22 protein-coding genes are annotated in these 25,252 nt (G+C 67.0%); 7 read left to right on the forward strand and 15 right to left on the reverse strand.

The window, feature by feature from the left end:
- Positions 1–801 precede the first annotated feature (801 nt).
- From shc to AC1DT6_RS37775, 4 genes are all read right to left on the reverse strand, one after another.
- Positions 802–2,715 (reverse strand): squalene--hopene cyclase, encoded by a 1,914-nt coding sequence (shc, locus tag AC1DT6_RS37760; protein ID WP_441627884.1) that lies wholly within the window; start codon positions 2,713–2,715, stop codon positions 802–804.
- 125 nt (positions 2,716–2,840) lie between these two features.
- A complete protein-coding gene (locus tag AC1DT6_RS37765; protein WP_441627868.1) occupies positions 2,841–3,416 on the reverse strand; it encodes a TetR/AcrR family transcriptional regulator in 576 nt (191 codons plus the stop codon).
- Between the two features lie 170 nt (positions 3,417–3,586).
- The gene (locus AC1DT6_RS37770; RefSeq protein ID WP_441627870.1) at positions 3,587–4,459 is read right to left on the reverse strand and encodes a substrate-binding domain-containing protein; all 873 of its coding nucleotides are present in this window, start codon (positions 4,457–4,459) and stop codon (positions 3,587–3,589) included.
- 137 nt (positions 4,460–4,596) lie between these two features.
- A complete protein-coding gene (locus AC1DT6_RS37775) occupies positions 4,597–5,538 on the reverse strand; it encodes a LysR family transcriptional regulator (RefSeq protein WP_441627872.1) in 942 nt (313 codons plus the stop codon).
- A gap of 267 nt (positions 5,539–5,805) precedes the next feature.
- On the opposite strand from AC1DT6_RS37775, the gene AC1DT6_RS37780 reads away from it, so the two are divergent.
- A complete protein-coding gene (locus AC1DT6_RS37780; protein WP_477102122.1) occupies positions 5,806–7,041 on the forward strand; it encodes a sensor domain-containing diguanylate cyclase in 1,236 nt (411 codons plus the stop codon).
- Here the strand turns inward: AC1DT6_RS37780 and AC1DT6_RS37785 are convergent.
- Positions 7,038–8,096, reverse strand: coding sequence for an AraC family transcriptional regulator (locus tag AC1DT6_RS37785; protein WP_477102123.1), 1,059 nt, complete (start codon positions 8,094–8,096; stop codon positions 7,038–7,040). The two genes, AC1DT6_RS37780 and AC1DT6_RS37785, sit on opposite strands and share 4 nt — an antisense overlap.
- Before the next feature lie 217 nt (positions 8,097–8,313).
- Between AC1DT6_RS37785 and AC1DT6_RS37790 the strand changes: the two genes are divergently transcribed.
- From AC1DT6_RS37790 to AC1DT6_RS37810, 5 genes are all read left to right on the forward strand, one after another.
- Positions 8,314–9,447, forward strand: a complete 1,134-nt coding sequence (locus AC1DT6_RS37790; RefSeq protein ID WP_441636016.1) for an acyl-CoA dehydrogenase family protein — start codon at positions 8,314–8,316, stop codon at positions 9,445–9,447.
- Positions 9,448–9,510: 63 nt separating this feature from the next.
- Positions 9,511–11,040 (forward strand): CoA-acylating methylmalonate-semialdehyde dehydrogenase, encoded by a 1,530-nt coding sequence (locus tag AC1DT6_RS37795; protein WP_441636018.1) that lies wholly within the window; start codon positions 9,511–9,513, stop codon positions 11,038–11,040.
- A 265-nt stretch (positions 11,041–11,305) separates the two neighbouring features.
- Positions 11,306–12,205, forward strand: coding sequence for a 3-hydroxyisobutyrate dehydrogenase (gene mmsB, locus AC1DT6_RS37800; RefSeq protein ID WP_441636020.1), 900 nt, complete (start codon positions 11,306–11,308; stop codon positions 12,203–12,205).
- Positions 12,202–12,972, forward strand: coding sequence for an enoyl-CoA hydratase (locus AC1DT6_RS37805; RefSeq protein WP_441636022.1), 771 nt, complete (start codon positions 12,202–12,204; stop codon positions 12,970–12,972). Before mmsB ends, AC1DT6_RS37805 begins: the two co-directional genes overlap by 4 nt.
- Positions 12,973–12,982: 10 nt before the next feature.
- Entirely contained in the window at positions 12,983–14,122 is a 1,140-nt protein-coding gene (locus AC1DT6_RS37810) for an enoyl-CoA hydratase/isomerase family protein (protein WP_441636024.1), read from the forward strand.
- 67 nt (positions 14,123–14,189) lie between these two features.
- Here AC1DT6_RS37810 and alaC read toward each other — a convergent pair whose 3' ends face one another.
- The 7 genes from alaC to AC1DT6_RS37845 form a co-directional block, all read right to left on the reverse strand.
- Entirely contained in the window at positions 14,190–15,446 is a 1,257-nt protein-coding gene (alaC, locus tag AC1DT6_RS37815; protein WP_441636025.1) for an alanine transaminase, read from the reverse strand.
- A 99-nt stretch (positions 15,447–15,545) separates the two neighbouring features.
- On the reverse strand, positions 15,546–16,073 hold the full coding sequence (locus AC1DT6_RS37820) for a 2-thiouracil desulfurase family protein (RefSeq protein WP_441636027.1): 528 nt from the start codon (positions 16,071–16,073) through the stop codon (positions 15,546–15,548).
- 71 nt (positions 16,074–16,144) lie between these two features.
- Positions 16,145–16,600, reverse strand: a complete 456-nt coding sequence (locus AC1DT6_RS37825; protein WP_045239698.1) for a winged helix-turn-helix transcriptional regulator — start codon at positions 16,598–16,600, stop codon at positions 16,145–16,147.
- A 156-nt stretch (positions 16,601–16,756) separates the two neighbouring features.
- The gene (locus AC1DT6_RS37830) at positions 16,757–17,578 is read right to left on the reverse strand and encodes a siderophore-interacting protein (protein WP_441636029.1); all 822 of its coding nucleotides are present in this window, start codon (positions 17,576–17,578) and stop codon (positions 16,757–16,759) included.
- 63 nt (positions 17,579–17,641) lie between these two features.
- The gene (locus AC1DT6_RS37835) at positions 17,642–18,319 is read right to left on the reverse strand and encodes a PadR family transcriptional regulator (RefSeq protein ID WP_441636031.1); all 678 of its coding nucleotides are present in this window, start codon (positions 18,317–18,319) and stop codon (positions 17,642–17,644) included.
- Positions 18,320–18,532: 213 nt separating this feature from the next.
- Positions 18,533–19,159, reverse strand: coding sequence for an isochorismate family cysteine hydrolase YcaC (gene ycaC / locus AC1DT6_RS37840; RefSeq protein ID WP_477102125.1), 627 nt, complete (start codon positions 19,157–19,159; stop codon positions 18,533–18,535).
- A gap of 159 nt (positions 19,160–19,318) precedes the next feature.
- The gene (locus AC1DT6_RS37845) at positions 19,319–20,206 is read right to left on the reverse strand and encodes a pirin family protein (protein WP_441636035.1); all 888 of its coding nucleotides are present in this window, start codon (positions 20,204–20,206) and stop codon (positions 19,319–19,321) included.
- 123 nt (positions 20,207–20,329) lie between these two features.
- Between AC1DT6_RS37845 and AC1DT6_RS37850 the strand changes: the two genes are divergently transcribed.
- Positions 20,330–21,238: a LysR family transcriptional regulator gene (locus AC1DT6_RS37850; RefSeq protein ID WP_441636043.1), complete on the forward strand. Its 909-nt coding sequence runs from the start codon at positions 20,330–20,332 to the stop codon at positions 21,236–21,238.
- A 105-nt stretch (positions 21,239–21,343) separates the two neighbouring features.
- Here AC1DT6_RS37850 and AC1DT6_RS37855 read toward each other — a convergent pair whose 3' ends face one another.
- From AC1DT6_RS37855 to AC1DT6_RS37865, 3 genes are all read right to left on the reverse strand, one after another.
- Positions 21,344–22,300 carry a SphA family protein gene (locus AC1DT6_RS37855; RefSeq protein ID WP_441636037.1) on the reverse strand — a complete coding sequence of 319 codons (957 nt, stop codon included), beginning with the start codon at positions 22,298–22,300 and terminating at the stop codon, positions 21,344–21,346.
- A gap of 241 nt (positions 22,301–22,541) precedes the next feature.
- Positions 22,542–23,498 (reverse strand): LysR substrate-binding domain-containing protein, encoded by a 957-nt coding sequence (locus tag AC1DT6_RS37860; RefSeq protein ID WP_441636039.1) that lies wholly within the window; start codon positions 23,496–23,498, stop codon positions 22,542–22,544.
- 545 nt (positions 23,499–24,043) lie between these two features.
- Positions 24,044–25,252 (reverse strand): DUF2252 domain-containing protein (locus AC1DT6_RS37865; RefSeq protein ID WP_477115465.1); only part of this gene is annotated, 1,209 nt, incomplete at its 5' end.

The following is a 25,252-nucleotide window of genomic DNA, read 5'->3' on the forward strand; positions in this document are numbered from 1 at the left end:
CCGGACAACGTCATCACTTCCGTGTCCGGTGTCGGGGACCGTTGCGTTTTGATTGTCTTGTGCGAGCGGATTTACGTCAGGTGTGCTGCTGCTCATAGGGCTACTCATGAGTCTGCCTGGTTTGCGAAGCGTTGGAATGACGTGCCAATACGGGGCCCATCACACGATCCTCCACCCGGAGATCAGCGCGCCATGTCTTGATGGCTCGTCCACGTCAATATCGCGCAATGGATGTGCTTTCCCTGGCCAACGAGAACGATCTGTGCCCCACTTGATCCGCCAAGGGACGGAGCAGCACAGGCTACCGCCAGCCACCTCCAGCAAGTACGCCCAGCGCGCACCGCCGTATGCGTTCCGTTGTTCAACAGGATCCGTCATGGTCTTCGCTCCATTGTCAGCGTGATCGAACTTGACGCAGGACTCTAAACGGCTTTCCTTATGCCATAAATGCCTTTTATACAATTTTTAAACAAAATAGTACTTTTAAATTAAACTCGTACTAGTCCTATATATCTCGGCAGGTCTCCGTGCTATTAAGCGCGGCGGAATACCTTATTGATCGTTGATCGAGCGGCGGTGGTAGCATTGCCTATTCAATGCACGCCGGTACTGCCCACTAGCCCCTGCGCGTGGCGGCTCAACGTCGTGTAGTTGGTGGGTATTGGGGACTGGCAAGTCGGGAAATGCGAGCACGCGGCTCCCCGGCTGCAGCCGTGTGGAGCGCTCCCAAGGGGGGCACGCCGGCCCGCGCTGCGAAGCGGGCCGTAGCGGTGTGCCAGAGCGTATGGGCCGCCCCGGGCCCTACTTCGCCGCCGGGCGCCTTGTCAGCTGACGGTAGCGCGTCAGCGCCCACAGCGGGAAGTAGGCGGTGTAGCCGTGGTACTTCAGGTAGTAGATGCGGGGGAAGCCCGGCGCATTGTGCGACGGATGCTGCCAAAGGCCGCTGCCAGTCTGGCAGCCCAGCAGGTAAGCGATGCCCCTGCGCACTGTGGGCGTATCCACCTCGCCCACGGCGAAGAGGGCCAGCAGCGCCCAGGCGGTGCAGTTGGGCGTGCTCTCGCCCCCATTGGTGCCCGCCAGCGAGTGGTCGAAGTAGCTGTCGTTGGTCTCGCCCCATCCGCCGTCGGCGTGCTGGCAGCGTAGCAGCCAGTCGACTGCCTTGCGGACATAGGGCTGGCGCACGTCCTCGCCCACCAGCGCCAGGCCCGCCAGCACACTCCACGTGCCATAGATGTAATTGCTGCCCCAGCGTCCCCACCAGGCGCCGTCGGCGCGCTGCGTGCGGCGCAGATAGGCCACGCAGCGCTCGACGGCGGCGGCGTGCGTTTCGCGGTTTCCGCTCAGGCCGATGCATAGCAGCACGCGGCCGGAAACGTCCTCGGTGGGCGGATCCAGCAGGGCGCCATGGTCGGCGAAGGGGATACGGTTCAGGTACTCGCGATCGCAGTTGGCATCGAAGGCGCCAAATCCGCCATTGCGCGATTGCAGGCCCACCATCCATTTCACGGCGCTCGCGACCGCGTCCTGGTAGCGTTCGGGCTGGCCGATCCGGCGCGCGTGCACGGCAAGCATGGCGGCCACCACGGCGCTGTCGTCGATGTCAGGGTAATAGGCGTTGGCGTACTGGAACGCCCAGCCGCCGGGCTGCACCGAGGCCGGCACGTGCTTGCCCCAATCGCCGCGCAGGTCTCGCACCTGCCGCGCTTCCAGCCAGTCGTAGGCGCGCTGCACCGCCTCCTGCGTGCGCGCGTCGGTGCCGGCGTGCTGCAAGGACATGATGCTCCAGGCGGTATCCCACACCGGCGACAGGCAGGGCTGGCAATAGGCCGAGCCGTCGGCGCGGCGCACCACGAGCTTGCGGATGGCGGCCAGGCAGGTAGCGCGGGCCGGATCCGTCTTCGGCACGCCGAGCAGCGCCATCATCTCGTACCAGTACACCATCGGCGGAAAGATGCCGCCCAGGCCATCCTCGCCGTTCATGCGCTTCACGCACCAGGCTTGCGCCCGGGCAACGGCCCGCCGGCGCACCGAGGAGGGAATCAGCGGCTCGATCGCGCGTGCCAGCTTGTCGACCACCAGGAAGGCCTTGCGCATCAGGCCTTCGCGGGAGAAATAGTGCCGCTCGCGCTCGGGCGGCGTGACGAACAGTTCGCTGACCCCGACACGGCGCGGATTGGCGGCCTTGGCCCGCATCGAGCACAGCACCGTCAGCGGTACCAGCGTGGAGCGCGCCCAGTAGGCCATCTTGTCCAGATGCACAGGCGCCCAGCGAGGGAACAGGATCAGCTCGACCGGCACGAAGGGGGTGGCGCGCCAAGGCACCTGCTCGAACGTGGCCAGGAGGATGCGGGTGAACACATTGGCCTTGGCGGCCCCACCCTGCGCCAGGATGGCGCGGCGGGCCTGGGCCATGTGCGGGGCCTCAGGGTCGTCGCCCGCCGCCTTCAGCGCGTAGTAGGCCTTGACGCTGCATGACACGTCGAGCGCGCCGCCGTGATACTGGTCCCAGCCGCCATGACGGTCTAGCCTCTGGATGCTTCGCAGGTAGACCGCCATCGCCGCCTGCAATTCGGCGTCGATTTCGTCCACGAAGTGCATCATCAGGATGTACTCCGCGGTGATGGTGGCGTCCGACTCTAGCTCGAAGCACCAGTGGCCGTCGCGATGCTGGTGGCTTAGCAGGGCCTCGCGGGCCGCGTCGATGGCCCGGTGCAGGTCCGCGCCGGCGCCCGGCGTGGCGGGCGTTTCCTGCTTGGGTGCGCCGGCGTCATGCCAGGTGCCAGGTTGAGCCTTTGGCTGGGTATTCGGTTGGGTATTCAATTGGAAATTCGATCGTGCGTTCATTGCGGCTGGCACCGCGTCATCTGGTCCAGCTGGCGCAGGACTTCCGCCCTCAGCCCGGGTTCCATCGACTGGCTGCCCAGCAGGTCGGCGAGCCACAGCCCGTCAGCGGCCAGGCGGCAAATCATCAGCCTCGCCGCATCTGCCGCGGGCAGCGGATCGGGGCGTGCGATTTCGGCGATGCGTGGCGCCCAGCGATCGCGCGTATCTGCATCGGTCAGCATCAGCGCCAACAACAGGTGCAGATAGCTGGCGGCGTCCTCTTTCCTCTCTTCCTGCAGCGTCGCCCGCATATAGGCCCGCGCCGCGCGGCCCTCGGCCTGCGTGTCGCTGGCGATCGCGGCGGCCACATCGGCGTTGAAGGTCTCAACCGCGTCGTCGAAGAGCGCGTCCAGCAGCGCCTGCTTATTGCGGAAATGATGCTGCAATCCGCCCTTGCTGACACCGGCACGCGCCGCCACCGCATCCAGCGTCACGGCGCGCAGGCCGGATTCGAGGGCGAGCTGGGCCGCGGCATGCAATAGCTGCGGGCGCAGCACGTCGGGCTGCTTCTTTCGGCGGTGTGCTTGTGTCATGGAGGCGGATCATACCAGCCAGACGGATTGTTTGGCGACAGGATGCGCTACGGGGTGGCGCGCGGCGCGGCAGCAACCCGCTGCGGCAGACACGCAGGAGCCGCATCGCCGCGGCCCCGGCTTGCCAGGGCTAGCGCCAGCGCGAGCGCGCAACCAGCGCCTCGCCCCTCTCACTGCCCCGGCTTATCCCCCACCACCGCATCCATCCCGCTCCTCTCGATCTCCCCTCTTGCCGCAGGCGAAGCCAGATACCGAATCAACGCCCGCCCGGCCTCCGGATGCTCCGCGCCCACCGGCACACCCGCCGCAAAGCTGGTCACCTGCTGCACCGCCTCCGGAATCTTCCCGACAAACGTGGCACCCGCCACCGGCAGCAACTCGCTGACCTGCTGCAAGCCGACCTCATAATCGCCCTGCGCCACCACGCTACCCACGGGGGTCTTCTCAATCCTATGCGCGCGCCCCTTGACCTGTTCCTCGATTCCCAGCTTCTTGAACATCTCCTTCTCGACATACACGCCGCTGGCGCTATCGGAATAGGCAATGGAGCGCGCCTCCAGCAACGTCTTGCGGAACGCATCGACGGTGCTGATATCCGGCTTTGGCGCGCCAGCCCGCACCGACAGGCCGATGCGCGAATCGGCCAGGGCTACCCGGCTATCCGGCACCACCTTGCCTTGCCGGATCAGTTCATCCAGCGCGTAGCCAACCATGATCACCACGTCGGCATGCTCGCCGCGCGCGAGCCGGTTGGGAATCGCCTCGGAGGACTTGCCCATCGACGGGCCCCACGCGGTTGACAAGGTATTGCCCGTGGCCTTCTCGAAGCCGGGTCCGAGTGCCTTGTAGGCTGCGGTGAAGCCGCCCGAGTTCATGACCTTGACCTCCTCGGCCAGTGCATTGCCAGCGCCCAGCGCAAGGCTGGCCACGCCGGCCAGCACCAGCGCCAGCAACGGCCGCTTGCGGGAATCAGGGGAGTTCGAAGGACGACTGCGGAGGGAGGTGACGACGGGGCTGGGCACTGCGGCGGACGATATGGGCATATGCGCTCTCGATGGGCATTGAAATGGGAAATGGGAACAGACAAAAGACAAAAGACAAAAGTCCTGCCCGCATCGGTCTCCGAGGGCAGGCAGCCCATTCTATGCACGCGCCGCGCGCCGCGATAATGCAATCTTTTTCAGCTTTGATCGCTTTCACGCATCAATGACCGCGCCCGGCCCCGCGCTGGCACCGCCTGCGCGACCATTTCGTACAACGCCTGCGCATGCGGCGACAGCATGCGCCCCCGGCGCCGCAGGATCCCCAGCATGCGGGAGACCGCGGGCTCGCGCAGGGGCACGGCGGCCAGCCCGGAGCGGTCGCCATCGGGCAGCGCCAGCCGCGGCACCGCTGCCACGCCAAGGCCGGCCTCCACCAGCGCCAGCACGCTGCTGACGTGGCGTACCTCGTAGAAGGCGGCCGGCCGCCGCGGCGCCTCCGCCAGGGCGAGATCCAGCATCAGGCGGTTGCCGCTGGACTTGGCCAGGGCCACCAGCGTGTGCCCGGCCAGTTCGGCCCATTTCACCGAGCGCCGCCGCGCCAGCGGATGGTCGCGGCGGCAGGCCAGCACGAACGGATCGCGCAGCAACGGCTCGAACAGCAGATCGGCTTCCTGCGTGCCGATAAAGTTCAGGCCGAAATCCGCCTCGCCGCTGGCCACGCTATGCAGCACGACGTTAGCCCCTTCGTCCACCATCTTGACGCGGACATTCGGATACTGCGCACGAAAACGCCCGATCACCGCCGGCAGGAAATAGTGCGCGGCCGAGGGCACGCAGGCAATGGTCACTTCGCCGGCGCGAGCCGTGGCGGCATCGCCGATGCCAAGTAGCGAAGTCTCCACTTCCGTCAGCACCGCACGCGCCTTGCCGACAAACTCCCGCCCAACCACAGTCAGGGTGACGCGGCGCGTAGTGCGCTCGAACAACTTGACGTTAAGCGCTTCCTCCAGTTTCTCGATGCGGCGCGACAGCGCCGGCTGCGACAGGTTGAGGGCTTCGGCCGCCGCGCGAAAGCCGCCTTGCTCGACCACTGCCACCATGGCCTGCAGGTCGCCGAGGTCGAATCTGATGTGTTGCATGGTTTTCCAGGCTGCGGCAATGAAAACAAGAGGGGAAGGACAGGATGACGGCAATACGGCCAGCGTCAGGGCATTGATGCGGAGTACCGATCAAAGCGCCCCGCTCCCCATTCTAGTCCCCTGACCTGACAGCCCCGCCGCAAGCCAATGGTCCACCCCCTCTTGCGTAGGTGGGTAGCGGCGACGCCGCTAGGGTATTCTCCCGAGCTTCCCGCCCGCCCGGGCACCCGCACCCAATCACGCGATACAACCGGAGGAAATCAGCAGATGTCGGACCCGTTCGCCCTGCTAGCCGTCACGACGCTGCTCAGCGTCATGATGCTGGCGATCGTCTGGTCGCTGCGCCGCTGCGGCCAGCCCGGCGTGAGGCACTGGTGGCAGGCCAACCTGACGGCCATGGTGGCGCTTGTACTATTTACGCTGCGTGGCCGGGTCCCCGACATCCTGTCGATCGTGGTAGCCAACGGCGCGCTGGCGTGGGCGCTGGCGCTGTTCCACGCCGGCATCGCGCGCTTCTGCGGGCGAGAGCCGCCCTGGCGGGCCATGGCGGCGGCGGCCCTCGCCGTGGTGGCCGGCATCGTGACGTGGCGCTATATCTACAATGACTTCAACGCGCGCGTTGTCGTCGTTTCGGTATTCCATGCCGTGCTGTGCGCCTGCGCGGGGTACGTGCTGGTGCGTTACCGCCCGCGCGCCCGCCCCACCAGCCACTACCTGACCACGGCCGGTTTCGCCTTTTTCCTTGCCGCCGCGCATGCCCTGCGCGGCATCTTGTCGGTGCTCTCGGTCATGGACGACCCGTCCACCATGACCTCGCCCGGACTGAATGCCGCCTTTCTCGTGCTGGGTGCGATGGCCACGCCGGGTCTCACCATGGGCGCGGTGCTGATGATCCACGATGCGATGGTGCACCGGCTCGAAGCCATTGCCAACAGCGACTACCTGACGGGCGCCATGTCGCGCAAGGCATTCGAGGAGGAAGCCTTTCGCGAACTGGCCCGCGCCGCCCGGGGCGGGCACCCGCCGGTGCTGCTGATCGTCGACATCGACCACTTCAAGTCGGTCAACGACACGTTCGGCCATGCCGCCGGCGACGCCGTGCTGGTCGAGTTCGCGCGGCTTGTCACCGCCAGCCTGCGCGCGCCCGACCGCATCGGCCGCATGGGCGGCGAGGAATTCGTCGTGCTGTTGCCAGCCAGTTCGCTGGAGGATGCCCGCCACGTCGCGGAGCGCATCCGCTCGCTGGCCGAGGCCAGCCCCGTCGGCGGCCCTTCCGGCACGGTGCGCTATACCGTGAGCGGCGGCTATGCCGCATGGCAGCCCGGCGAGAGCCTGCAGCAACTCACCGCGCGCGCCGATACCGCGCTCTATATGGCCAAGCTCTCGGGGCGCAACCGCGTGCTGCCGCATACGGCTGCCCCTGACGTCATGCCGCACGCCGCTCCGGCACATGCGGCGCAGCCCTCCGCCATGGGCCCTTCCGGCGAGCGCCAGCGCCGTTAGGGCATCGCGGGCGTCGTGGCCCGATACGCGCCCGGCCGCAGCCCGGTCCAGCGGCGGAACGCGCGGTGGAAAGCCCCCGGCTCGGCAAAGCCCAGTTCGGCGGCAATCTCCGCCAGCGGGCGGCTGGAATGGCTGAGCGCCTCGATGGCCAGGTCGCGCCGCAGTTCGTCCTTCAGTTGCTGGTAGGTGCCGCCCTCCTCCATCAGCCGGCGCCGCAACGACGATGACGACATATGGACATCGTGCGCCAGCCGGTCGAACGTGGGCCACTGTTCCGGCGGCTGGGCACGCAACTGGCGCCGCACGCGGGCCATGATGCTGCCCCGGTCGCTGTACTTGACCACCACGTTGTGGGGCGCGTCGCGCAGGAAGGCCTTGAGGCTGCGCTCGTCCTGGTGGACAGGCTGGTCCAGCCAGGCCGCGTCGAACACCAGCGCCGTGGCCGGCTCGCCGAACGCCAGGTGGCGCGAGTACATCAGCCGGTATTCCGCACTGTAGGCCGGCTCCGGATAGCTGAACGCCGCCAGCAGGACCGGCACGCGCCGGCGCAGCAGCCAGCTCATCAACCCGTGCAGCATGATCAGCATGGTCTCCTGGGCAAACACGCCCGGCGGCTGCGCCGATGGCGCCGTGAGCACCAGCGCCGCCCGCCGGCGCTTGCCGGCCCCGCTGCCGCCCCCCCGGCCGCCTTCGGCGCCAGCGCCTTCGCGCTCCAGGCGCACGCCGATATCGTCGAGCAGCAGCCCGAAATAGCGCACCACCCGCTCCAGCCCCTGCGCCAGCGTCTTGCTGCCCGCGACGGCGTGGCACAGCATGGCAAAGCTGCCGCATTTCATGCGGCGCGAATCCTGGCCAAAGAATTCATCGTCGAGCGCGGCGGCCACTTCCAGCCACAGGGCGCTGTAGCTTGCGGCGGACACCCGCGCCTGCGGCACCGCCAGCAGCGCCGGCGCGATGCCCGCGGCCTGCAACACCGGCTCCGGCGCGATGCCGCGCGCTCGCAGGCCCGCGATGGCGTGATGCACGAAGCAAATGGCGACGCTGTGTTTTTCCATGGAATGCAACGATCGGTACGGTACGGTTTGCCTGCCCGGGCTCGCCGGCAGTGGCAAACGAGTTCAGCAAGGTTGGCGGATTCTGGCATAGGAGCGCCCCCGCTGTCTTCCTACACTTGCTGCCATGCCCCCCGCCCACAGCGGGCCACCCGACCAACCGCCAGACGCCGCGATCGCGTGCCAACCCCACGCCGGTCCCGGCGCAACCCGAGCCGCCATGCATCAAGAATTCAGCGAACAGCAAGCCATGATCCGCGACACCGCGCGCGCCTTCGCCAGCGAACGGCTGGCGCCGGACGCCGCGGCCTGGGACCGTGCCGGCCAGTTGCCGCCGGAGGTCGTGACGGAAATGGGCGCGCTCGGCCTGCTCGGCATGATCGTGCCCGAGGAATGGGGCGGCACGTATACCGACTACATCGCCTATGCGCTGGCCATCGAGGAGATCGCCGCGGGCTGCGCCGCCTGCGCCACGCTGATGAGCGTGCACAACTCGGTGGGCTGCGGCCCCATCCTGCACTACGGCACCGAGGCGCAGAAGGCGCGCTACCTGCCCCGCCTGGCCAGCGGCGAGATGATCGGCGCATTCTGCCTGACCGAGCCGCAGGCCGGCTCGGAGGCGCATAACCTGCGCACCCGTGCCCGCGCCACCGACGACGGCTGGGTGCTGTCCGGCTCCAAGCAGTTCGTCACCAACGGGCAGCGCGCCGGCGTGGCCATCGTGTTTGCCGCCACCGAGCCGGAGCAAGGCAAGCGCGGCCTGTCCGCGTTTGTCGTGCCTACCGATACACCCGGTTTCATCGTGCACGCGCCGGAACGCAAGCTCGGCATCCGCGCCTCCGACACCTGCGCCATCACGCTGGAAGACTGCCGCGTGCCGCACGACGCGCTGCTCGGCGAGCCCGGCGAGGGCCTGCGCATTGCCTTGTCGAACCTGGAAGGCGGGCGCATCGGCATCGCCGCGCAAGCGCTCGGCATCGCCCGCTCCGCCTTCGAAGCCGCCTGCCGCTATGCCGCCGAGCGTGTGCAGTTCGGCCGCCCGCTGCGCGAGCACCCGCCGATTGCCAACATGCTGGCCGACATGGCTACCGAGCTGAACGCCGCGCGCCTGCTGGTGCACCGCGCCGCGCATATGCGTACCGCAGGCCAGCCCTGCCTGTCGGAAGCCTCGCAGGCCAAGCTCTACGCCTCTGAACTGGCCGAACGCGTGTGCTCCAAGGCGCTGCAGATCCACGGCGGCTACGGCTACCTGGAAGACTACCCGGTCGAGCGGCACTACCGCGACGCCCGCATTACCCAGATCTACGAAGGCACCAGCGAGATCCAGCGCATGTTGATCGCGCGCACCCTTTGAGCGGCGTGCCTGCTCCTTTCCTGCATTGACCCACCAAAACCCAGAACCGACGGAGACCACCCAATGAGTGCCCAGCCCGCTTCCGCAAATACCGCCGCCGTGCCCACCGTCAAGCTGTTGATCAACGGCGAGTGGGTGGAGTCCGCCGCCACCGAATTCCGCCCGGTGGTCAATCCCGCCACGCAGGAAGTACTGGCGCAAGTTCCCCTGGCCACGGCGGCCGAAGTCAATGCGGCCGTCGGCGCGGCGCATCGCGCCTTTGCCACCTGGCGCCACACGCCGTTGGGCGCGCGGCTGCGCATCATGCTCAAATACCAGGCGCTCATCCGCGAACACAGCAAGCGCATCGCCGCCATCCTCACCGCCGAGCAGGGCAAGACCCTGGCCGATGCCGAAGGCGATATCTTCCGCGGCCTGGAAGTGGTGGAGCACGCCTGCTCGATCGGCACGCTGCAGCAAGGCGGCTTTGCCGAGAACGTGGCCGCCACCGTGGATACCTACACCCTGCAACAGCCGATCGGCGTCTGCGCCGGCATCACGCCGTTCAACTTCCCGGCCATGATCCCGCTGTGGATGTTCCCGATGGCGATCGTGTGCGGCAACACCTTCGTGCTCAAGCCGTCGGAACAGGATCCGCTGTCCACCATGGAACTGGTCAAGCTGGCCGTCGAGGCCGGCGTGCCGGCCGGCGTGCTCAACGTCGTGCACGGCGCGCGCGAGGTGGTCGATGCCCTGTGCACGCACCCGGACATCAAGGCCGTTTCCTTCGTCGGATCCACCGCCGTGGGCACCCACGTCTACAACCTGGCCGGCGCGCACGGCAAGCGCGTGCAATCGATGATGGGCGCCAAGAACCACGCCGTGGTACTGCCCGACGCGCACCGCGAGCACACCCTCAACGCCCTGGTCGGCGCGGCGTTCGGCGCCGCCGGCCAGCGCTGCATGGCAACCTCGGTGGCGGTGCTGGTAGGCGCCGCACGCGACTGGCTGCCCGATCTGGTCGCCAAGGCCAGGACGCTCAAGGTCGGCGCCGGCAGCGAGCCCGGTGTCGATGTCTGCCCGGTGGTATCGGTAGCGGCCAGACAACGTGTAACCGGCCTGATCGAAGCCGGCGAGCGCGAAGGCGCCACCCTGCTGCTGGACGGCCGCAACGTGCAGGTACCCGGCTACCCCGACGGCAACTTCATCGGCCCGACCGTATTCGCCGACGTCACCACGGAAATGTCCATCTACACGCAGGAAATTTTCGGCCCGGTGCTGGTAGTGATCGCAGTCGACACACTTGACGAAGCCATCGCGCTGGTCAACCGCAACCCCTTCGGCAACGGCACCGGCGTATTCACCCAAAGCGGCGCGGCGGCGCGCAAGTTCCAGAGCGAGATCGACGTCGGCCAGGTCGGCGTCAACATCCCCATCCCGGTACCCGTGCCCTACTTCAGCTTCACCGGCTCGCGCGGCTCCAAGCTGGGCGACCTGGGTCCCTACGGCAAGCAGGTGGTGCAGTTCTATACCCAGACCAAGACCGTGACCGCACGCTGGTTCGATGACGCGACGGTGAACGATGGAGTGAATACGACCATCAGCTTGCGGTGAAACGAAGGGCGGCGGGCAAGCTTTCAGAAATTTGAAGGCATTGCCTTCTGCCGGCGCGATGCGAAGCGAGCCCCCCAAGCGATGCGAAGCGAGCCGTGAAGGTGTACCAGGCCGTATGGCGCGCCTTCTTTGCCTACTTTCTTGGCAAGACAAGAAAGTAGGTCGCCCCCCGCAGGGGGGTGAAACCGCCTTTGACTTTAGGTTTTTGACTCTAAAGCAGCCGCCACAGCCAAAACACAACCGATACAAAGAGTAAGGAGCCAACATGCACATCGCCTTCATCGGCCTAGGCAACATGGGCGCCCCCATGGCCCGCAACCTGCTCAAGGCAGGCCACACCCTCACCGTATTCGACCTGAACCCAACCGCCCTGTCAGCACTAAAAGCCGACGGCGCCGCCATAGCCCAATCCGCCCGCAAGGCAGCCGCCGAAGCCGACTTCGTCATCACCATGCTGCCGGCCGCCGCCCACGTCCGCGCCACCTACCTCGATCCCGAAGGCGTCCTCGCCGGCGTCCGCCCCGGCGTCCCCCTGGTCGATTCCAGCACCATCGACCCCGCCACCATCCGCGCGCTGGCCGCAGAAGCCAGCAAGCAAGGCAACCCGATGGCCGACGCCCCGGTCTCCGGCGGCACCGGCGGCGCGCAGGCGGGCACGCTGACCTTCATGGTAGGCGCCGAACAAGCCCTGTTTGAGCAACTGCAGCCTGTGCTCTCCGGCATGGGCCGCAACATCGTCCACTGCGGGGGCACCGGCACGGGCCAGGTCGCCAAGATCTGCAACAACCTCATCCTCGGCATCTCCATGATCGGCGTATCCGAGGCCATGGCCCTCGGCGTCAAGCTCGGCATCGACGCCGGCGTGCTGGCCGGCATCGTCAACACCTCCACCGGACGCTGCTGGGCCGCCGACACCTGCAACCCCTACCCCGGCGTGATCCCGGCCGCGCCGGCCTCCCGCGGCTACAGCGGCGGCTTTGGCGCGGACCTGATGCTCAAGGACCTGGGCCTGGCCGCGGACGCCGCCCGCAGCGTGCGGCAGCCGCTCTTCCTGGGCGCCCTGGCCCAGCAGATCTACCAGGCCGTGAGCCAGGCCGGCGACGGGCAGCTCGATTTCTCGGGCGTGATCCGCCAGTACATGACGCAAGAGGAGCCGTCGGCATGATCGAACACGTGATCGACGGGCATATCGCCCGCCTGACCCTCAAGCGCCCGCCCGCCAATGCCTTCAATGCCGAAGGCCTGCAGCAGCTGCAGCAACTGGTGGGCACGCTGAACGCCGACGAGCGCGTGCGCGCCATCGTCGTCACCGGCGACGGCAACCGCTTCTTCAGCGCCGGCGCCGACCTCAACGGCTTCGCCGACGGCGACCGCGCCCATGCACGGGTAATGGCGCAGCGCTTCGGCGCCGCCTTCGAAGCGCTGCAGAATGCGCGCCCCCTAGTGATCGCTGCCATCAACGGCTACGCGATGGGCGGCGGGCTGGAATGCGCGCTCGCCTGCGATGTCCGCATTGCCGAGGAACAAGCCCAGATGGCATTGCCCGAGGCCGGCGTCGGCCTGCTGCCCTGCGGCTGTGGCACGCAGACCCTGCCCTGGCTGGTGGGCGAGGGCTGGGCCAAGCGCATGATCCTGGCCAATGAACGGATCGATGCCGCCACCGCGCTGCGCATCGGCCTGGTGGAAGAGGTGGTGCCGGCCGGCCAGGCCCTCGACGCCGCGATGCGCCTGGCCGAGCGCGCAAGCCATGTCAGCCCGCGCGCGGCGGCCTACAGCAAGCAACTGGTGCACCTGGCCCGCCAGGGCGTGCCGCGCGGCCCCGCGCTGGCGCTGGAGCGCGAGCGCTTTGTCGACCTGTTCGACGGCGAGGACCAGCGCGAGGGCGTCAACGCCTTCCTGCAAAAACGCGCGCCGCAATGGCGCAATGCCTAGGAGCCACGCCATGCGCCTGAACCCGAACGACGCTGCGCAGGAACGCCCCGCCGCCGCCATGAACGCCGAGCCCGAAGTGCTGTTCCAGGAGATCAACGGCGTCGGCGTGATGACGCTGAACCGCCCGCGTCAGCTGAACGCCCTGTCGTACCCGATGATCGGCGCGCTCGATACGCAGCTTGCGGCGTGGGCCACGCGCGGCGACATCGCCGCCGTGCTGTTGCGCGGCGCGGGCAGCAAAGCCTTTTGCGCCGGCGGAGATATCCGCGCGCTGTACGACAGTTTCCACGCCGGTACATCGCTACGCCAGCAGTTCTTCGTCGACGAGTACCGGCTCGACTACCGCCTGCATGGCTATCCCAAGCCGGTGGTGGCGCTGATGGACGGCATCGTCATGGGCGGCGGCATGGGGCTGGCACAGGCCGCGCATCTGCGGGTGGTCACGGAGCGCTCGCGGGTGGCGATGCCGGAGACCGGCATCGGCCTGGTGCCGGACGTGGGCGCCAGCCATTTCCTGTCCAGGCTGCCGCCGGCACTGGCGCTCTATGTCGGGCTGACCGGCGTGACGCTCGGCGCTGCCGATACCTTGCTGTGCAAGCTGGCCGATATCGCCGTGCCCGCCGCGAGCCTGGAAGGCATCGAGCAGACCCTGGCCGGCATTCGCTGGACGGGCGATGTGCTGGCGGACCTGCGCGCCGCGCTGCCGGCAACGCCCCTTGCCGGCGGCGCCGATGCGCCATTGCAGGCGGCCTTGCCGGCCGTGCTGCGGCACTTCCGTCCCGACGCGAGCGTGGCCGGGTTGCTCGACAGCCTGGCGGCCGAGTCCGATCCGGCTTATGCCGGCTGGGCCGAGCGCACGCTGGAGATCCTGCGCGGACGCTCGCCGCTGATGATGGCCGTGACGCGGGAAATGCTGCTGCGTGGCCGCGACCTTGATCTTGCGGACTGCTTCCGCATGGAGTTGGGCGTGGTATCCCACGCCTTTACGCAGGGCGACTTCATCGAGGGGGTACGCGCGCTGATCGTCGACAAGGACAATGCGCCACGCTGGCGCGTGAAGACAGTGGGCGAAGTCAGCGAAGCCACGGTGCAATCGTTCTTCGATAGTCCGTGGCCGCGTGAATCGCATCCGCTGGCGTCGCTCGGCTGACGCCGCGCACGTTGCACGCCGGCATTGCGCCGGCGTGTCATCGAACCAGAGTCCAATCAGCGGCTGATCAGTCCTTCGGCTTCGGCGCGTGGCCGTGCGGCTGGTGCTCGTCCACAGGCACCTTCACCAGTCCGTCCGTGCGGAACATCGCCTTGATGCCCCGCACCGCCTGCCGGATCCGCGCCTCGTTCTCGATCAGCGCGAAGCGCACGTACTCGTCGCCGTAGTCGCCAAAGCCGATGCCGGGCGAGACGCAGACCTTGGCCTTGGCCAGCAACTGCTTGGAGAATTCCAGCGATCCCAGCGCGCGATACGGCTCGGGAATGCGCGCCCAGATATACATCGAGGCCTTGGGAATCTCCACCGGCCAGCCGGACTCGATCAGCCCGCGCGCCAGCACGTCGCGGCGCGTCTGGTAATGCGCGGCGATCTCCTTCACGCATTGCTGGTCGCCTTCCAGCGCGGCGATGGCGGCCACCTGCAGCGGCGTGAAGGTACCGTAGTCGTGATAGCTCTTCATGCGCGTGAGCGCCGCCACCAGGTCGGGATTGCCGACCATGAAGCCGATGCGCCAGCCCGCCATGTTGTAGCTCTTGGACAGCGTGAAGAACTCCACCGCAATATCCTTGGCACCCGGAACCTGCATGATCGACGGTGCCTTCCACCCATCGAACACGATGTCGGCATAAGCCAGGTCGTGCACCACGAAGATATCGTGCTTGCGCGCCAGCGCGATCACGCGCTCGAAGAAGTCCAGCTCCACGCATTGCGCGGTCGGGTTCGACGGGAAGCCCAGCACGATCATCTTCGGCTTGGGATAGCTGCCACGGATGGCGCGCTCCAGCTCGGCAAAGAAGTCCACCCCCGGCACCAGCGGCACCGAGCGGATATCGGCGCCGGCAATCACCGCGCCGTAGATGTGGATGGGATAGCTCGGATCGGGCACCAGCACGGTGTCGCCGCGATCGAGCGTGGCGAGCATCAGGTGGGCCAGCCCTTCCTTGGAACCGATGGTGACGATGGCCTCGGTATCCGGATCGATCTCGACGTCGTAGCGCTCGCGGTACCAGTGCGAAATGGCGCGGCGCAGGCGCGGGATGCCTTTGGAAGCGGAGTAGCCGTGGGTGTCGGGGCGCTGCGCGGCTTCGGTAAGCTTGGCAACGATATGCGGCGGCGTGGCGCCGTCGGGGTTGCCCATGCTCATGTCGATGATGTCTTCGCCACGGCGGCGCGCCGCCATTTTCAGCTCGGCGGTGATATTGAAGACGTAGGGGGGAAGACGATCGATACGCGCGAAGCGGCGCTTGCCTGCGGAGGCGGACATGGATTTTCCTTGAACGTAAGCGCCCGGAACCGTCCGAGCGACGCTGCCGGCCGTTGGTGCGGCCGACCGGAAGATCTTAGCGGCGAATACGCACGGCGTCTACGGGTTTTGCAACGCGGCCGGCGACGCGCCCGCGGTGCGGATCAGCGCCTCGATCTCACTTTCGTTCCACACGCGCACGCCCGCCTCGGCCAGCAATGCCGCGGCCACGCCCTGCCCCGGACGCACGGCGCCGCTGAACGAACCGTCGTAGTGTTCGCGGTTGCCGCAGGACGGGCTCAGCGCCTTGAGCAAGGCATGCTTGCATTGGCGCTGCCGCGCGATCGCCAGTGCGTCGCGCGCGCCTGCCGTGAAGGGCTGCGTGACATCGGCGCCGGTGGCGTCGCGCACGATGGCGGCACCGGCCAGCACATGCGCGCCGCTGCCGCCGACGATCTCGGCGGGCGGGCGCGGCGTGGGCAAGCCGCCCAGCGATTCGGGGCAGACCGGAATCAGGTCGAAATGCCGCGCCAGCACGGCCAGCACGGGCTCGGGCTGGGCCTTGGCCTGGCCGTCGTAGCGCACCGGCTGGCCGAGCAGGCAGGAACTGACAAGGAGCGCGGGGCGGGAGGAAGAATCCGTTGGCATGGCGATGCGGTGTGGACTACGTATGAATGAAGACCGAAGGATCGGCTACGTCTGCGATGGATTGCGCAGCGTCATGCCGCCTCGCCCACCTTCCTCACCACGGCGTCATCGGGCCCGAGCAGGCGGCCATCCTCGGCGCGCACCTCGAGCTGCCGCACAGGCTTGCCGGCCTGGCCATCCACCAGCACCGAATGCGGCTCGCCCGGCGCGAAGAAAAACGCCTCGCCCCATTGGCGCAAACCCACCACCACGGGAAACAGCGCCCGGCCTTTCTGCGTCAGCACGTATTCCTGATAGGCACTGCCGTCTGATGCTGGCACCTGCTCCAGGATGCCGTGCGCCAGCAGCGTGCGCAGCCGGTCGGACAGGATGTTCTTGGCCAGGCCCAGGCTGCGCTGGAACTCGCCGAAGCGCCGCAGGCCGTCGAAGGCATCCCGCACGATCAGCAGCGACCACCAGTCGCCGATCACGTCGAGCGAGCGGGCCACCGGGCACTCCGCACCTTCCAGGCTGGTTCGCCGGACCATATCGCAACTCCGTCTGCGCGCCGCCGGCACGGCGCCGCGGGCTGCGGCGCGCTGCGCTGGCGCCGGTTCCGGCACCCACGGCGAGGCGGTTGCATTGTAAAACCAGCCGATCCGGTCTTCAACCTCCGCGCGAACGGACGCCGCAGCCGTCAATCATCAGTCGTCGATGTTCTCATGCACGGCGGCGGCGCCGGCCTTCCAGTAGCTGGCGGCGCGGATGCGGCCCTTCTCGATGCCGCGCTCGCCCACCAGGTACTGGCGCACGGCACGGATTGCCGCGCCTTCGCCGGCGGCCCAGGCATAGCCCTCGCCGCTCGGCAGCGGGAGCTCGCGCAGCGCTTGCTCCAGCAAGCTGCCAGCGGTTGCACCCGCTGGCGCGCCGTCGCGGTGCTGCCAGCGGAGTTCGACGTCGGCGCGGCTGGGCAGCGGAATTTCGGCGGCGGCGTTGTCCACCGCCAGCACCACCAGCGCGCGCACGCCGGCCGGCAGTTCCTCCAGGCGCCTGGCGATCGCGGGGAGCGCGGTTTCGTCGCCCACCAGCAGGTGCCAGTCGAAGCCCTCGGGAATCACAAACGAGCCGCGCGGGCCGCCCACGCCGAGATGCTGGCCGGCCGCAGCCTGCGCGGCCCAGGTGGAGGCAGGGCCATCGCCATGCAGCACAAACTCGATGTCGAGTTCGCCCGCGACCGGGTCATAGCGGCGCGGCGTGTAATCGCGCGCCGCGGGTTTCTGCACGCCTTCGGGAAAGACCGGGCCGTTGGGGCCGGCTACCGGCAGTATGGGCTTGTCCTGTCCGGCCGCCGGGAAGAACACCTTGACGTGATCGTCGAAGGACGCGGAGACAAAGCCTTTCAGGTCGTCGCCGGCCAGCGTGACGCGCAGCAGTTGCGGGGAGACGGCCTGGGTACGCACCACTTGCAGCAGGCGCATCTTGAGTTCATGGCGAACGCGTTGCACGGTGAGGTCGCGAGTATGCATGGATCTCCTTGATGACTGGGAGTTGGAATTCGGGATATGGAGTGTCGGGAACCGGGTCAGCACTCAGGTAGCGCCCTGCCCGGCATTGATCTCCGCCGTGGCCCGCGCCAGGATGGCGGCGATGCGGCGCTGCTCGGCCGGCGTGGCCTCGGTGCGCATCAGCAGCGCGCGCTTGAGCGCCAGGCGCGCCTCGACGAACTCGGGCAGCCACCCGCCTTCGGCTTCACGCTCCTCGCCGCCCTCCGCCCCTTCGCCTGACAGCGCGCGCCGCACCCACTCCATCTTGCGCGCCACGTGCTTGAGCTTGTTGAGCATCAGCGCCAGCCGCTCGCGGTTGGCTTCGAGATGCGCCCGGCCCGGCTCCGCCAACTGGTAGCGCTTCTTGTTGCCCTCGGTATCCACGGTGGCATAGCCGACTTCTTCCAGGAACGTCAGCGCGGGATAGACCATGCCGGGGCTGGGCTTGTAGAAACCGTTGGTGCGGGTTTCCAGTGCCTTGATCAGTTCATAGCCATGGCTGGGCTTTTCCTCCAGCAGGGACAGCAGCATCAGCTGGAGATCGTCCGAACTGAACTTGCGGCCGCGGCGCCAGCTATCGCCGTCACCGTCGAAGCCGTCGCCGCCGCCAAAGAAGCCGCCCGGACCGCCGCCATGGCGATGGTGGCCAACAGCATGTATGGCATGGCGCGCCCCGGGCAACGAGGGATGGGCGGAGAAATGAGACGACAGGTGAGCCAGCATGTGATGGCTAAGCCTGCCCAGAAGCGGATGGTGACGCACGATCGCAACCCCTACTATCGAAAGACATATCGTAAGATATATATCTTAAGTAAGGATGTCAAGGCGATCCTGGCAGGCGCGGCCAGGGGAAACCGGCCCGCCGGGCCTGCGCCATTGCGCGCGCAGGCCGGTGAAACGCGGAGGGCCAGCGCCTGAAGCGCCGGCCCTCCGAGCCTACTTGGCGCCCTTTGCCGTGGTGTAGCTCGCGATCAGGTTGCGATAGTCTGGAATGTGATTGGAGAACAGCGTGCCCAGTCCCTCGATATCGTTGCGCCAGTCGCGATGCAGCTCGCAGGCGATGCCGAACCAGCTCAGCATCTGCGCGCCGGCTTCCGCCATGCGGCTCCAGGCGGCATTGCGGGTGATCTCGTTGAAGGTGCCGGAGGCGTCCGTCACCACGAAGACGTCATAGCCTTCGGCCAGCGCCGACAGCGCGGGGAACGCCACGCAGACCTCGGTCACCACGCCCGCGATGATCAGTTGCTTGCGGCCGGTGGCCTTGACCGCCTTGGTGAAGTCCTCGTTGTCCCAGGCGTTGATCTGGCCCGGCCGCGCAATGTAGGGGGCATCCGGGAAGGTCTGCTTCAGTTCCTGCACCAGCGGCCCGTTCGGACCATCTTCGAAGCTGGTGGTCAGGATGGTAGGCAGGTTGAAATACTTGGCCAGGTCCGCCAGCGCAAGCACGTTGTTCTTGAATTTGTCGGGCTCGATATCGCGGACCAGGGATAGCAGGCCAGCCTGGTGATCGACCAGGAGGACGGCGGCCTGGCTCTTGTCCAGGCGCTTGTACGGGGTAGTCATGCGAATCTCCTTTTTGAGGATTAACGATTAACAACGGTCAATCGCGATGAAGGCTCATCGATTGACGTTCAGCCGCGCCGGGAATCCAGCGTTTCGCGATCGGATGCAAACTGCCTGGCCTGCCGCGGCCCCTGAGGGCCGCCCCATCCTGATGCGCGCTTACTGCACGCGCCTCTCCTGCACTGCCTCGATACGCCCGAAGCGGCCGCTGCGCAGGTCCTGCAGCGCCTGCGCGATTTCTTCCTGCGTGTTCATCACGAACGGCCCATAGCTGGCCACCGGTTCGTCGATGGGGTCGCCATGGAGCACCAGCACCACGGCGGCGCTGGTAGCCTCCAGCGCAAAGGCGGTGCCCGCGCGGCCAAGCAGCACCATCTGCCCGGCCTGCGCGACCTGGCTGCCGTTGACCCGCACACTGCCGCGCAGCGCAACCAGCGCCACGGTGCGGCCCTCGGGCGCCTGCAAGTCGACATCCGCGCCCTCGCGCAACTGCAGATCCCAGACATCCATCGGCGTGAAGGTGTGAGCGAGTCCGCGCGCGCCCTGATGTTCGCCGGCAATCACGCGCATCCGGCCAGCGCCGCCCGGCAAGGGCAGCGAAGGAATGTCCGCCGACAGGATGGTCTGGTAGCCCGGCGCCGCCATCTTGTCGCGGGCGCGCAGGTTCACCCACAGTTGCACCATTTCCAGGGTGCCGCCGGTGCGGGTGAAAGCTCCCGAGTGGAACTCTTCATGCAGGATGCCGGACGCCGCCGTCATCCATTGCACGTCGCCCGGGCCGATGCGTCCGCCCTGCCCGGTGGAGTCGCGGTGTTCCAGCTCGCCCTGATAGACGATGGTCACGGTCTCGAAACCGCGGTGCGGATGCTCGCCCACGCCGCGCTTGCGGGTGGCGGGCGTGAATTCGGCCGGGCCGGCATGGTCCAGCATCAGGAACGGGCTCATGTGGCTGCCAAGGCTCTGCTGGGAGAACAGCGTGCGGACTGGAAAGCCGTCGCCCACCCAGTGGGCATGCGGGCTGCTATAGGTGCCGATGATCTGCTTCATGAAGCTTCCTGGACGATGGGGGCTGACTGCGCCTCTGTTGAAGAAAAGCTTAGGCGGTCCCCAGGCCCGTCGGTAGTCGGCGTGCGCTATCCTCAGTGTCCTATTGATAGGACGATGCCCCCGATGCACCCCGACCTCAACGACCTCTTCTACTTCGCCCAGGTGGTGGATCACCAGGGCTTCGCGCCGGCAAGCCGTGCCCTCGGCATTCCCAAGTCAAAGCTGAGCCGCCGTATCGGCGTACTCGAAGAGCGCCTGGGCACGCGCCTGATCCAGCGCTCGACCCGGCATTTCTCCGTCACAGAGATCGGGCAAAGCTATTACGGCCACTGCAAGGCCATGCTGGTCGAGGCGGACGCCGCGCAGCAGGCCATCGACCTGACGCGTTCCGAGCCCCAGGGCATCGTCCGCCTGGCTTGCCCGGTGGCGCTGCTGCACGCGCGGATCGGCGCCATGGTGGCGGAGTTCATGGCGGCTTACCCAAAAGTGATCGTGCATCTGGAGGCCACCAACCGCCGCGTGGACGTGATCGCCGAGCGCATCGACGTGGCGATCCGGGTCCGCGTGCCGCCCTTGCGCGACAGCGATCTGGTGATGCGCACGCTGGGCAGGCGCGCCTGGTGCCTGGTCGCGAGCCCCACGTTGCTGGCCGAGCGCGGCCTGCCCGCCGTGCCGGCCGACGTGGCCGCGCTGCCGACGCTCGACTGGGGCCCGCCGCAACCCGCGCATAGCTGGCAACTGGAGGGCCCCGATGGCGCCGGCATGGAAATCCGGCACAGCCCGCGCCTGGTCACCGACGATATGCTGGCCCTGCGCCTCGCCGCGCTGGCGGGGGTCGGCGCGGTGGCATTGCCGAGCATGGTGGTGGAGGACGAGCTGAAGCAAGGCCGGCTTGTCATGCTGGTGCCGCAATGGCGGCCAAGGGGCGGCGTCATCCATGCCGTGTATCCCTCGCGCCGGGGGCTGCTGCCCGCGGTGCGCGCCCTGATCGATTTCCTGGCCCTGCGCTTCGAGCAGATCGTGGAGGAATAACGCCAGCGGGCAAGCCGGCGTGTTACCGGCGGCGGTCCCGGCACAGTCTTGTCGGCGCATTCCGCCAGCCGCTTCCGACCTCGGAACGGCTCTGCGCACAGCCCGCTAGAACACGAGCGTCGCCGTGCCCATGAAGGTTCTGGTACTTTCCATGCGATTCTGGCTCGCCACCGTCGGCACCCAGCGCAGGCCGAGCGAAAGCGTGCTCTTGGCAGCGATCCTGGTGTCGTAGTTGATGACCGGCCCGATCGCCCAGTCGTGCCCGCGGAAGCCATTGAGGCGATCCGCGGTGGGTCCGCTGTCGTTACCGAGCTGCTGCGTGGTGCCGACGATCAGCCCCGCGCTGAAGGATTTGGTGAACAGCTTGCGCGCCATGACGTCAAGCGTGAAGAGCGGCGCATTCTGGTAGTTGGTGGCGTTGTTGCGCGTGTAGAACTGCAGGCCGGAAACCACATCGAACTGCCACCCCTGCTCGGGCAGGATCTTGGTGTACGCCACCTGCGGCACAAAGGTCCAGTTGTTCAGGCCCGTGTTGGCCAGCGCGTTGGCATCGTAGCTGCCCGTGGGCGCCCAGATGTTCAGGCTCAGCGCCACGTGCTCGGTCTGGGAGAAGTGATAGCCGGCGATAACCGGTGTGAAGTAGATATCGAACAGGCCGGACGCGGTGTCCTGGCTGCTACCGTTGAAACGCCCGAGCGTCACGTTGGCACCCACCTTGTTCCACAGATAGGGCAGCGTGAAGCTGGAGGCAAAATTCCACGCGCCGGTCCTGGTGTCCCAGACCTTCATGATGGTGGCCAGCGTAAAGGCTACCTCGCCGCTGATGCCGAGCGAGGCCTGCCCCCCGATCGGCACCTGGCGTCCGCCGTCGACAGAGCCATTCAGGTACATCTCGGCCAGGTTGACAGCCAGGATCGGCTCCGGCGATACGATGCCGGCATTCGGCACCACGCTGGTGCCGGAAATGGGTCGGCCCAACGCGCCCTCCGTGGCATGCGCCGACACCGCAGCGAGCAGCAGTGGCAACACAATGGCGAGAGGCTTCGTCTTCCTGGGGTGCATTTAGGTTTTCCCTTGTAGTCGGGTGATCGGCAATCTTGTGTTGGCCGGCCGCTGGTTGCGCGCATCGCACCGCTCCGGCAAAGGTTACAGATTTTGCCCGAAAAGCGGTTTCGCCAGAATTGGTGTTTTTCCCGCCAGAGAAAAAAACCCTCGGCCGGGGTGGTCGAGGGCTAAGTGTGAAAAGGCGGGTCGCGAGGTCCGCCCCAGCCGCAGATCATGAGCAATCAGGCGCATGGCGCAATCACCTGACCGGGTGAGGTTCGTCACGCTGCCTGCCTTGCCCGGACTCGACATCGGCAACCAGCACGCGATAGAGATCCCGCGCCAGCGCTCTCGGCTGGGCAGCGCGACGGGCCGCGGCCGGGGCCACCACGCACAAGTGGACTGACGGGGGTGGCATGAATGGCACCGCCGGCTCCAGCACCGCGAGATGTCTTTCGGCCAGGTATCCCGGCAAGCCCACCTCGGGCAGCAAGGTCACGCCAAGCCCGGCGGTCAGCAAGTCCATCAGGACGCCGGCAGACTGCGCGCGAACGCGTGGCTCGCCGCCGGCCAGCACCGCGCGGAACCAGACGCCGAGATCCGCGGAAAGGCCCGGCATGCTGTCTTCCAGCAACCACGGCCAGGCATCAACCCTGGCCGCCATGAATTCGGCGTGGCGCAGGCGGGAGCATACGGGCACCATCCGGCAGCGCATTTCCACGCAGTCCGTGACCACCTGGAATGCGTCGTCCGCGCCAAGGGAAAGCCCGAGATGGATGTCCGCGCGGCGCAGTGCCTGCATCAGCGCGGCGTCCGTCGCCATGGGCACCAGCATGGCATCCATCAGCGGATGCATCCTGCGGACATGGCCAAGGACGTGCGGCGCCACCAGTTCCGCCACGCCCGAGACACCGATACGCAAGCTGCCGGACGCCTGCACAGCCGGCTCACCCGCGCGGCCGCCAACGAGGCTCGCCCAGATATCCAGCATGCCGCGCACCTTGGGCGCCATATCGACAGCCAGCGGCGTTGGACAGAGCGCCCCGTCGGACTGGACATGAAACAAGGTGCCGACCCGCTCTTCCAGCGAGTGCAACTGGTAGAGCACGGTAGCGCGGGATACCCGCTGCCTGTCCGCCACGAAGGCAATCGAGCCGGCATTCAGCAGGGCGATGAATGTCTGCAGCACGCGCGTGTTCACCCTGCGGGCAGGCATGCAGCTTCGCGGATCCCTTGCCGCGCCCACGCTTTCCTGCCCGCCCGTCCCATCTGCGCCGGGCACCCTGTCCGCCGATGTGATCGCATTCGATTGGCGCGAATCAAGGGCTTGGCGCATGGATGGCTCCGGAGCATCGTGATGAAACTGGCGCCTGCCCTGGCATCAGGCCAGTGCCCCACCTACCTGAGTCCGATATTTTGGAAAATTTGGTTTCCAGTCTCGGCGGCCGTGCTGGCGCGCTAGTCCTCAGTGACGAACTTTAGTTCTATCGTTTCCAATATCAACATTTTCCCCATCTGAAATCTATCGGCGTGTGTATTGAATTCTTCTGGAGGGGAAACGGGGGTCGATTGACGCTACATGCGGCGAATYCGCCACGCTTCGCGCAAACGAGGCGGTACTTTGCCTTGCTGCGCTGCGGAATGCCCCAGCCGTCCGCGCTTCTGGTCCGGACGGCTACCAAATTTTGCTAAATCTGGCGGGACCGGGACCGGCATGCCGCACAGGAGGAAATCCGGCTACTCTGTGCGACCTCTGGCGCCTTAGATGCGGAAATCCGCCGCCATGTCTGCATCCGTACGCGCCTCCAGGCGGCCAGAGCGGCAAGCGGCGACAAACACGTCATAGTCGCGCTCGACCTGATCCGCATACGCGTTCGAATACGCCAACAGCGCATCGGCCATCGCATCGCTATTGCCAAGGTAGCCGCTGATCTCCAGCGCCATCCCGCTGGCCTTGGCATGGGCTCGCGCCAGCACCCAGCCGCACACCGCCGCGAACTCGCTGAACAGTTCGATATCCATCAGTTCGATCTCGGGCGACAGCTTCATGTCGCGCAGTTGCCGCATATAGAAATGCCGGCCGGACGGCCCGTTGTTCCAGCCAAGGAACACGTCGCTGGCCGCCTGCATCAGCCGCTGGCCCTCCACCACACGGCGGCCTTCATGCGTCACCGGCGGCGACTTGAAATAGCGCGCCACTACCGACTGCGTGGCCTGCTTGCTTTGCAGGAAGAGCGGCTTGCCGTGATTGTCGATCATCAGGATGATCAGGCAGCGCGTGCCGACGCTGCCCACCCCCACCACCTTGAAGGCGGCATCGTGGCGCGTGAAATGGCTGAGCAACTGGCGCCTGTCTGGCGCCATGGTACCCAGGTATTCCTTGRACGCCCTGTCGAAAGCCTTGTCGGTGTCGGTGATCTTCATCCAGTCGTCCTCGGGGGAGAACAGCGTGTTCTCGCCTCGTATGTGGAAGATCCCTGGCGGTGCGTCGCGGATAACCCAGCGCTCGCCAACCCGCTCCGACAACTTCGGCAGCAGCGCCTGGCTGGCGCGCTTGGTCGCGCGCGCCATGCCGCGCTCCAGGGCTTTGTGGATCTGCGGCGAAGGCGTCTCGGCCATCAGCCGCTCGAAGGTGATGGCGTCATACCAGGTGTCGAGAATGCCCATCCCGGCATAGTTGGCCATGCGCTCCTGATAGCTGCGCACGATGCGGTAGACCAGGTCGTCGATCACGCCCCGCTTGTGGCGCAGATGCCGGCCCGCCACCACGAAGCTGGCGGTAAGCCGCTTCAGGTCCCATTCCCAGGGCCCGAGGCTGGTTTCGTCGAAATCGTTGAGGTCGAACAGCAGCGAGCGTTCAGGGCTGGCAAACCCGCCGAAGTTGGCCAGGTGGCAGTCGCCGCAGATCTGGATGGGGATGTCTGAATTCGGCGTACCGGCGAGGTCATGCGCCTGGATGATGGCGCTGCC

This window comes from Cupriavidus sp. 01L45 (assembly GCF_056399885.1).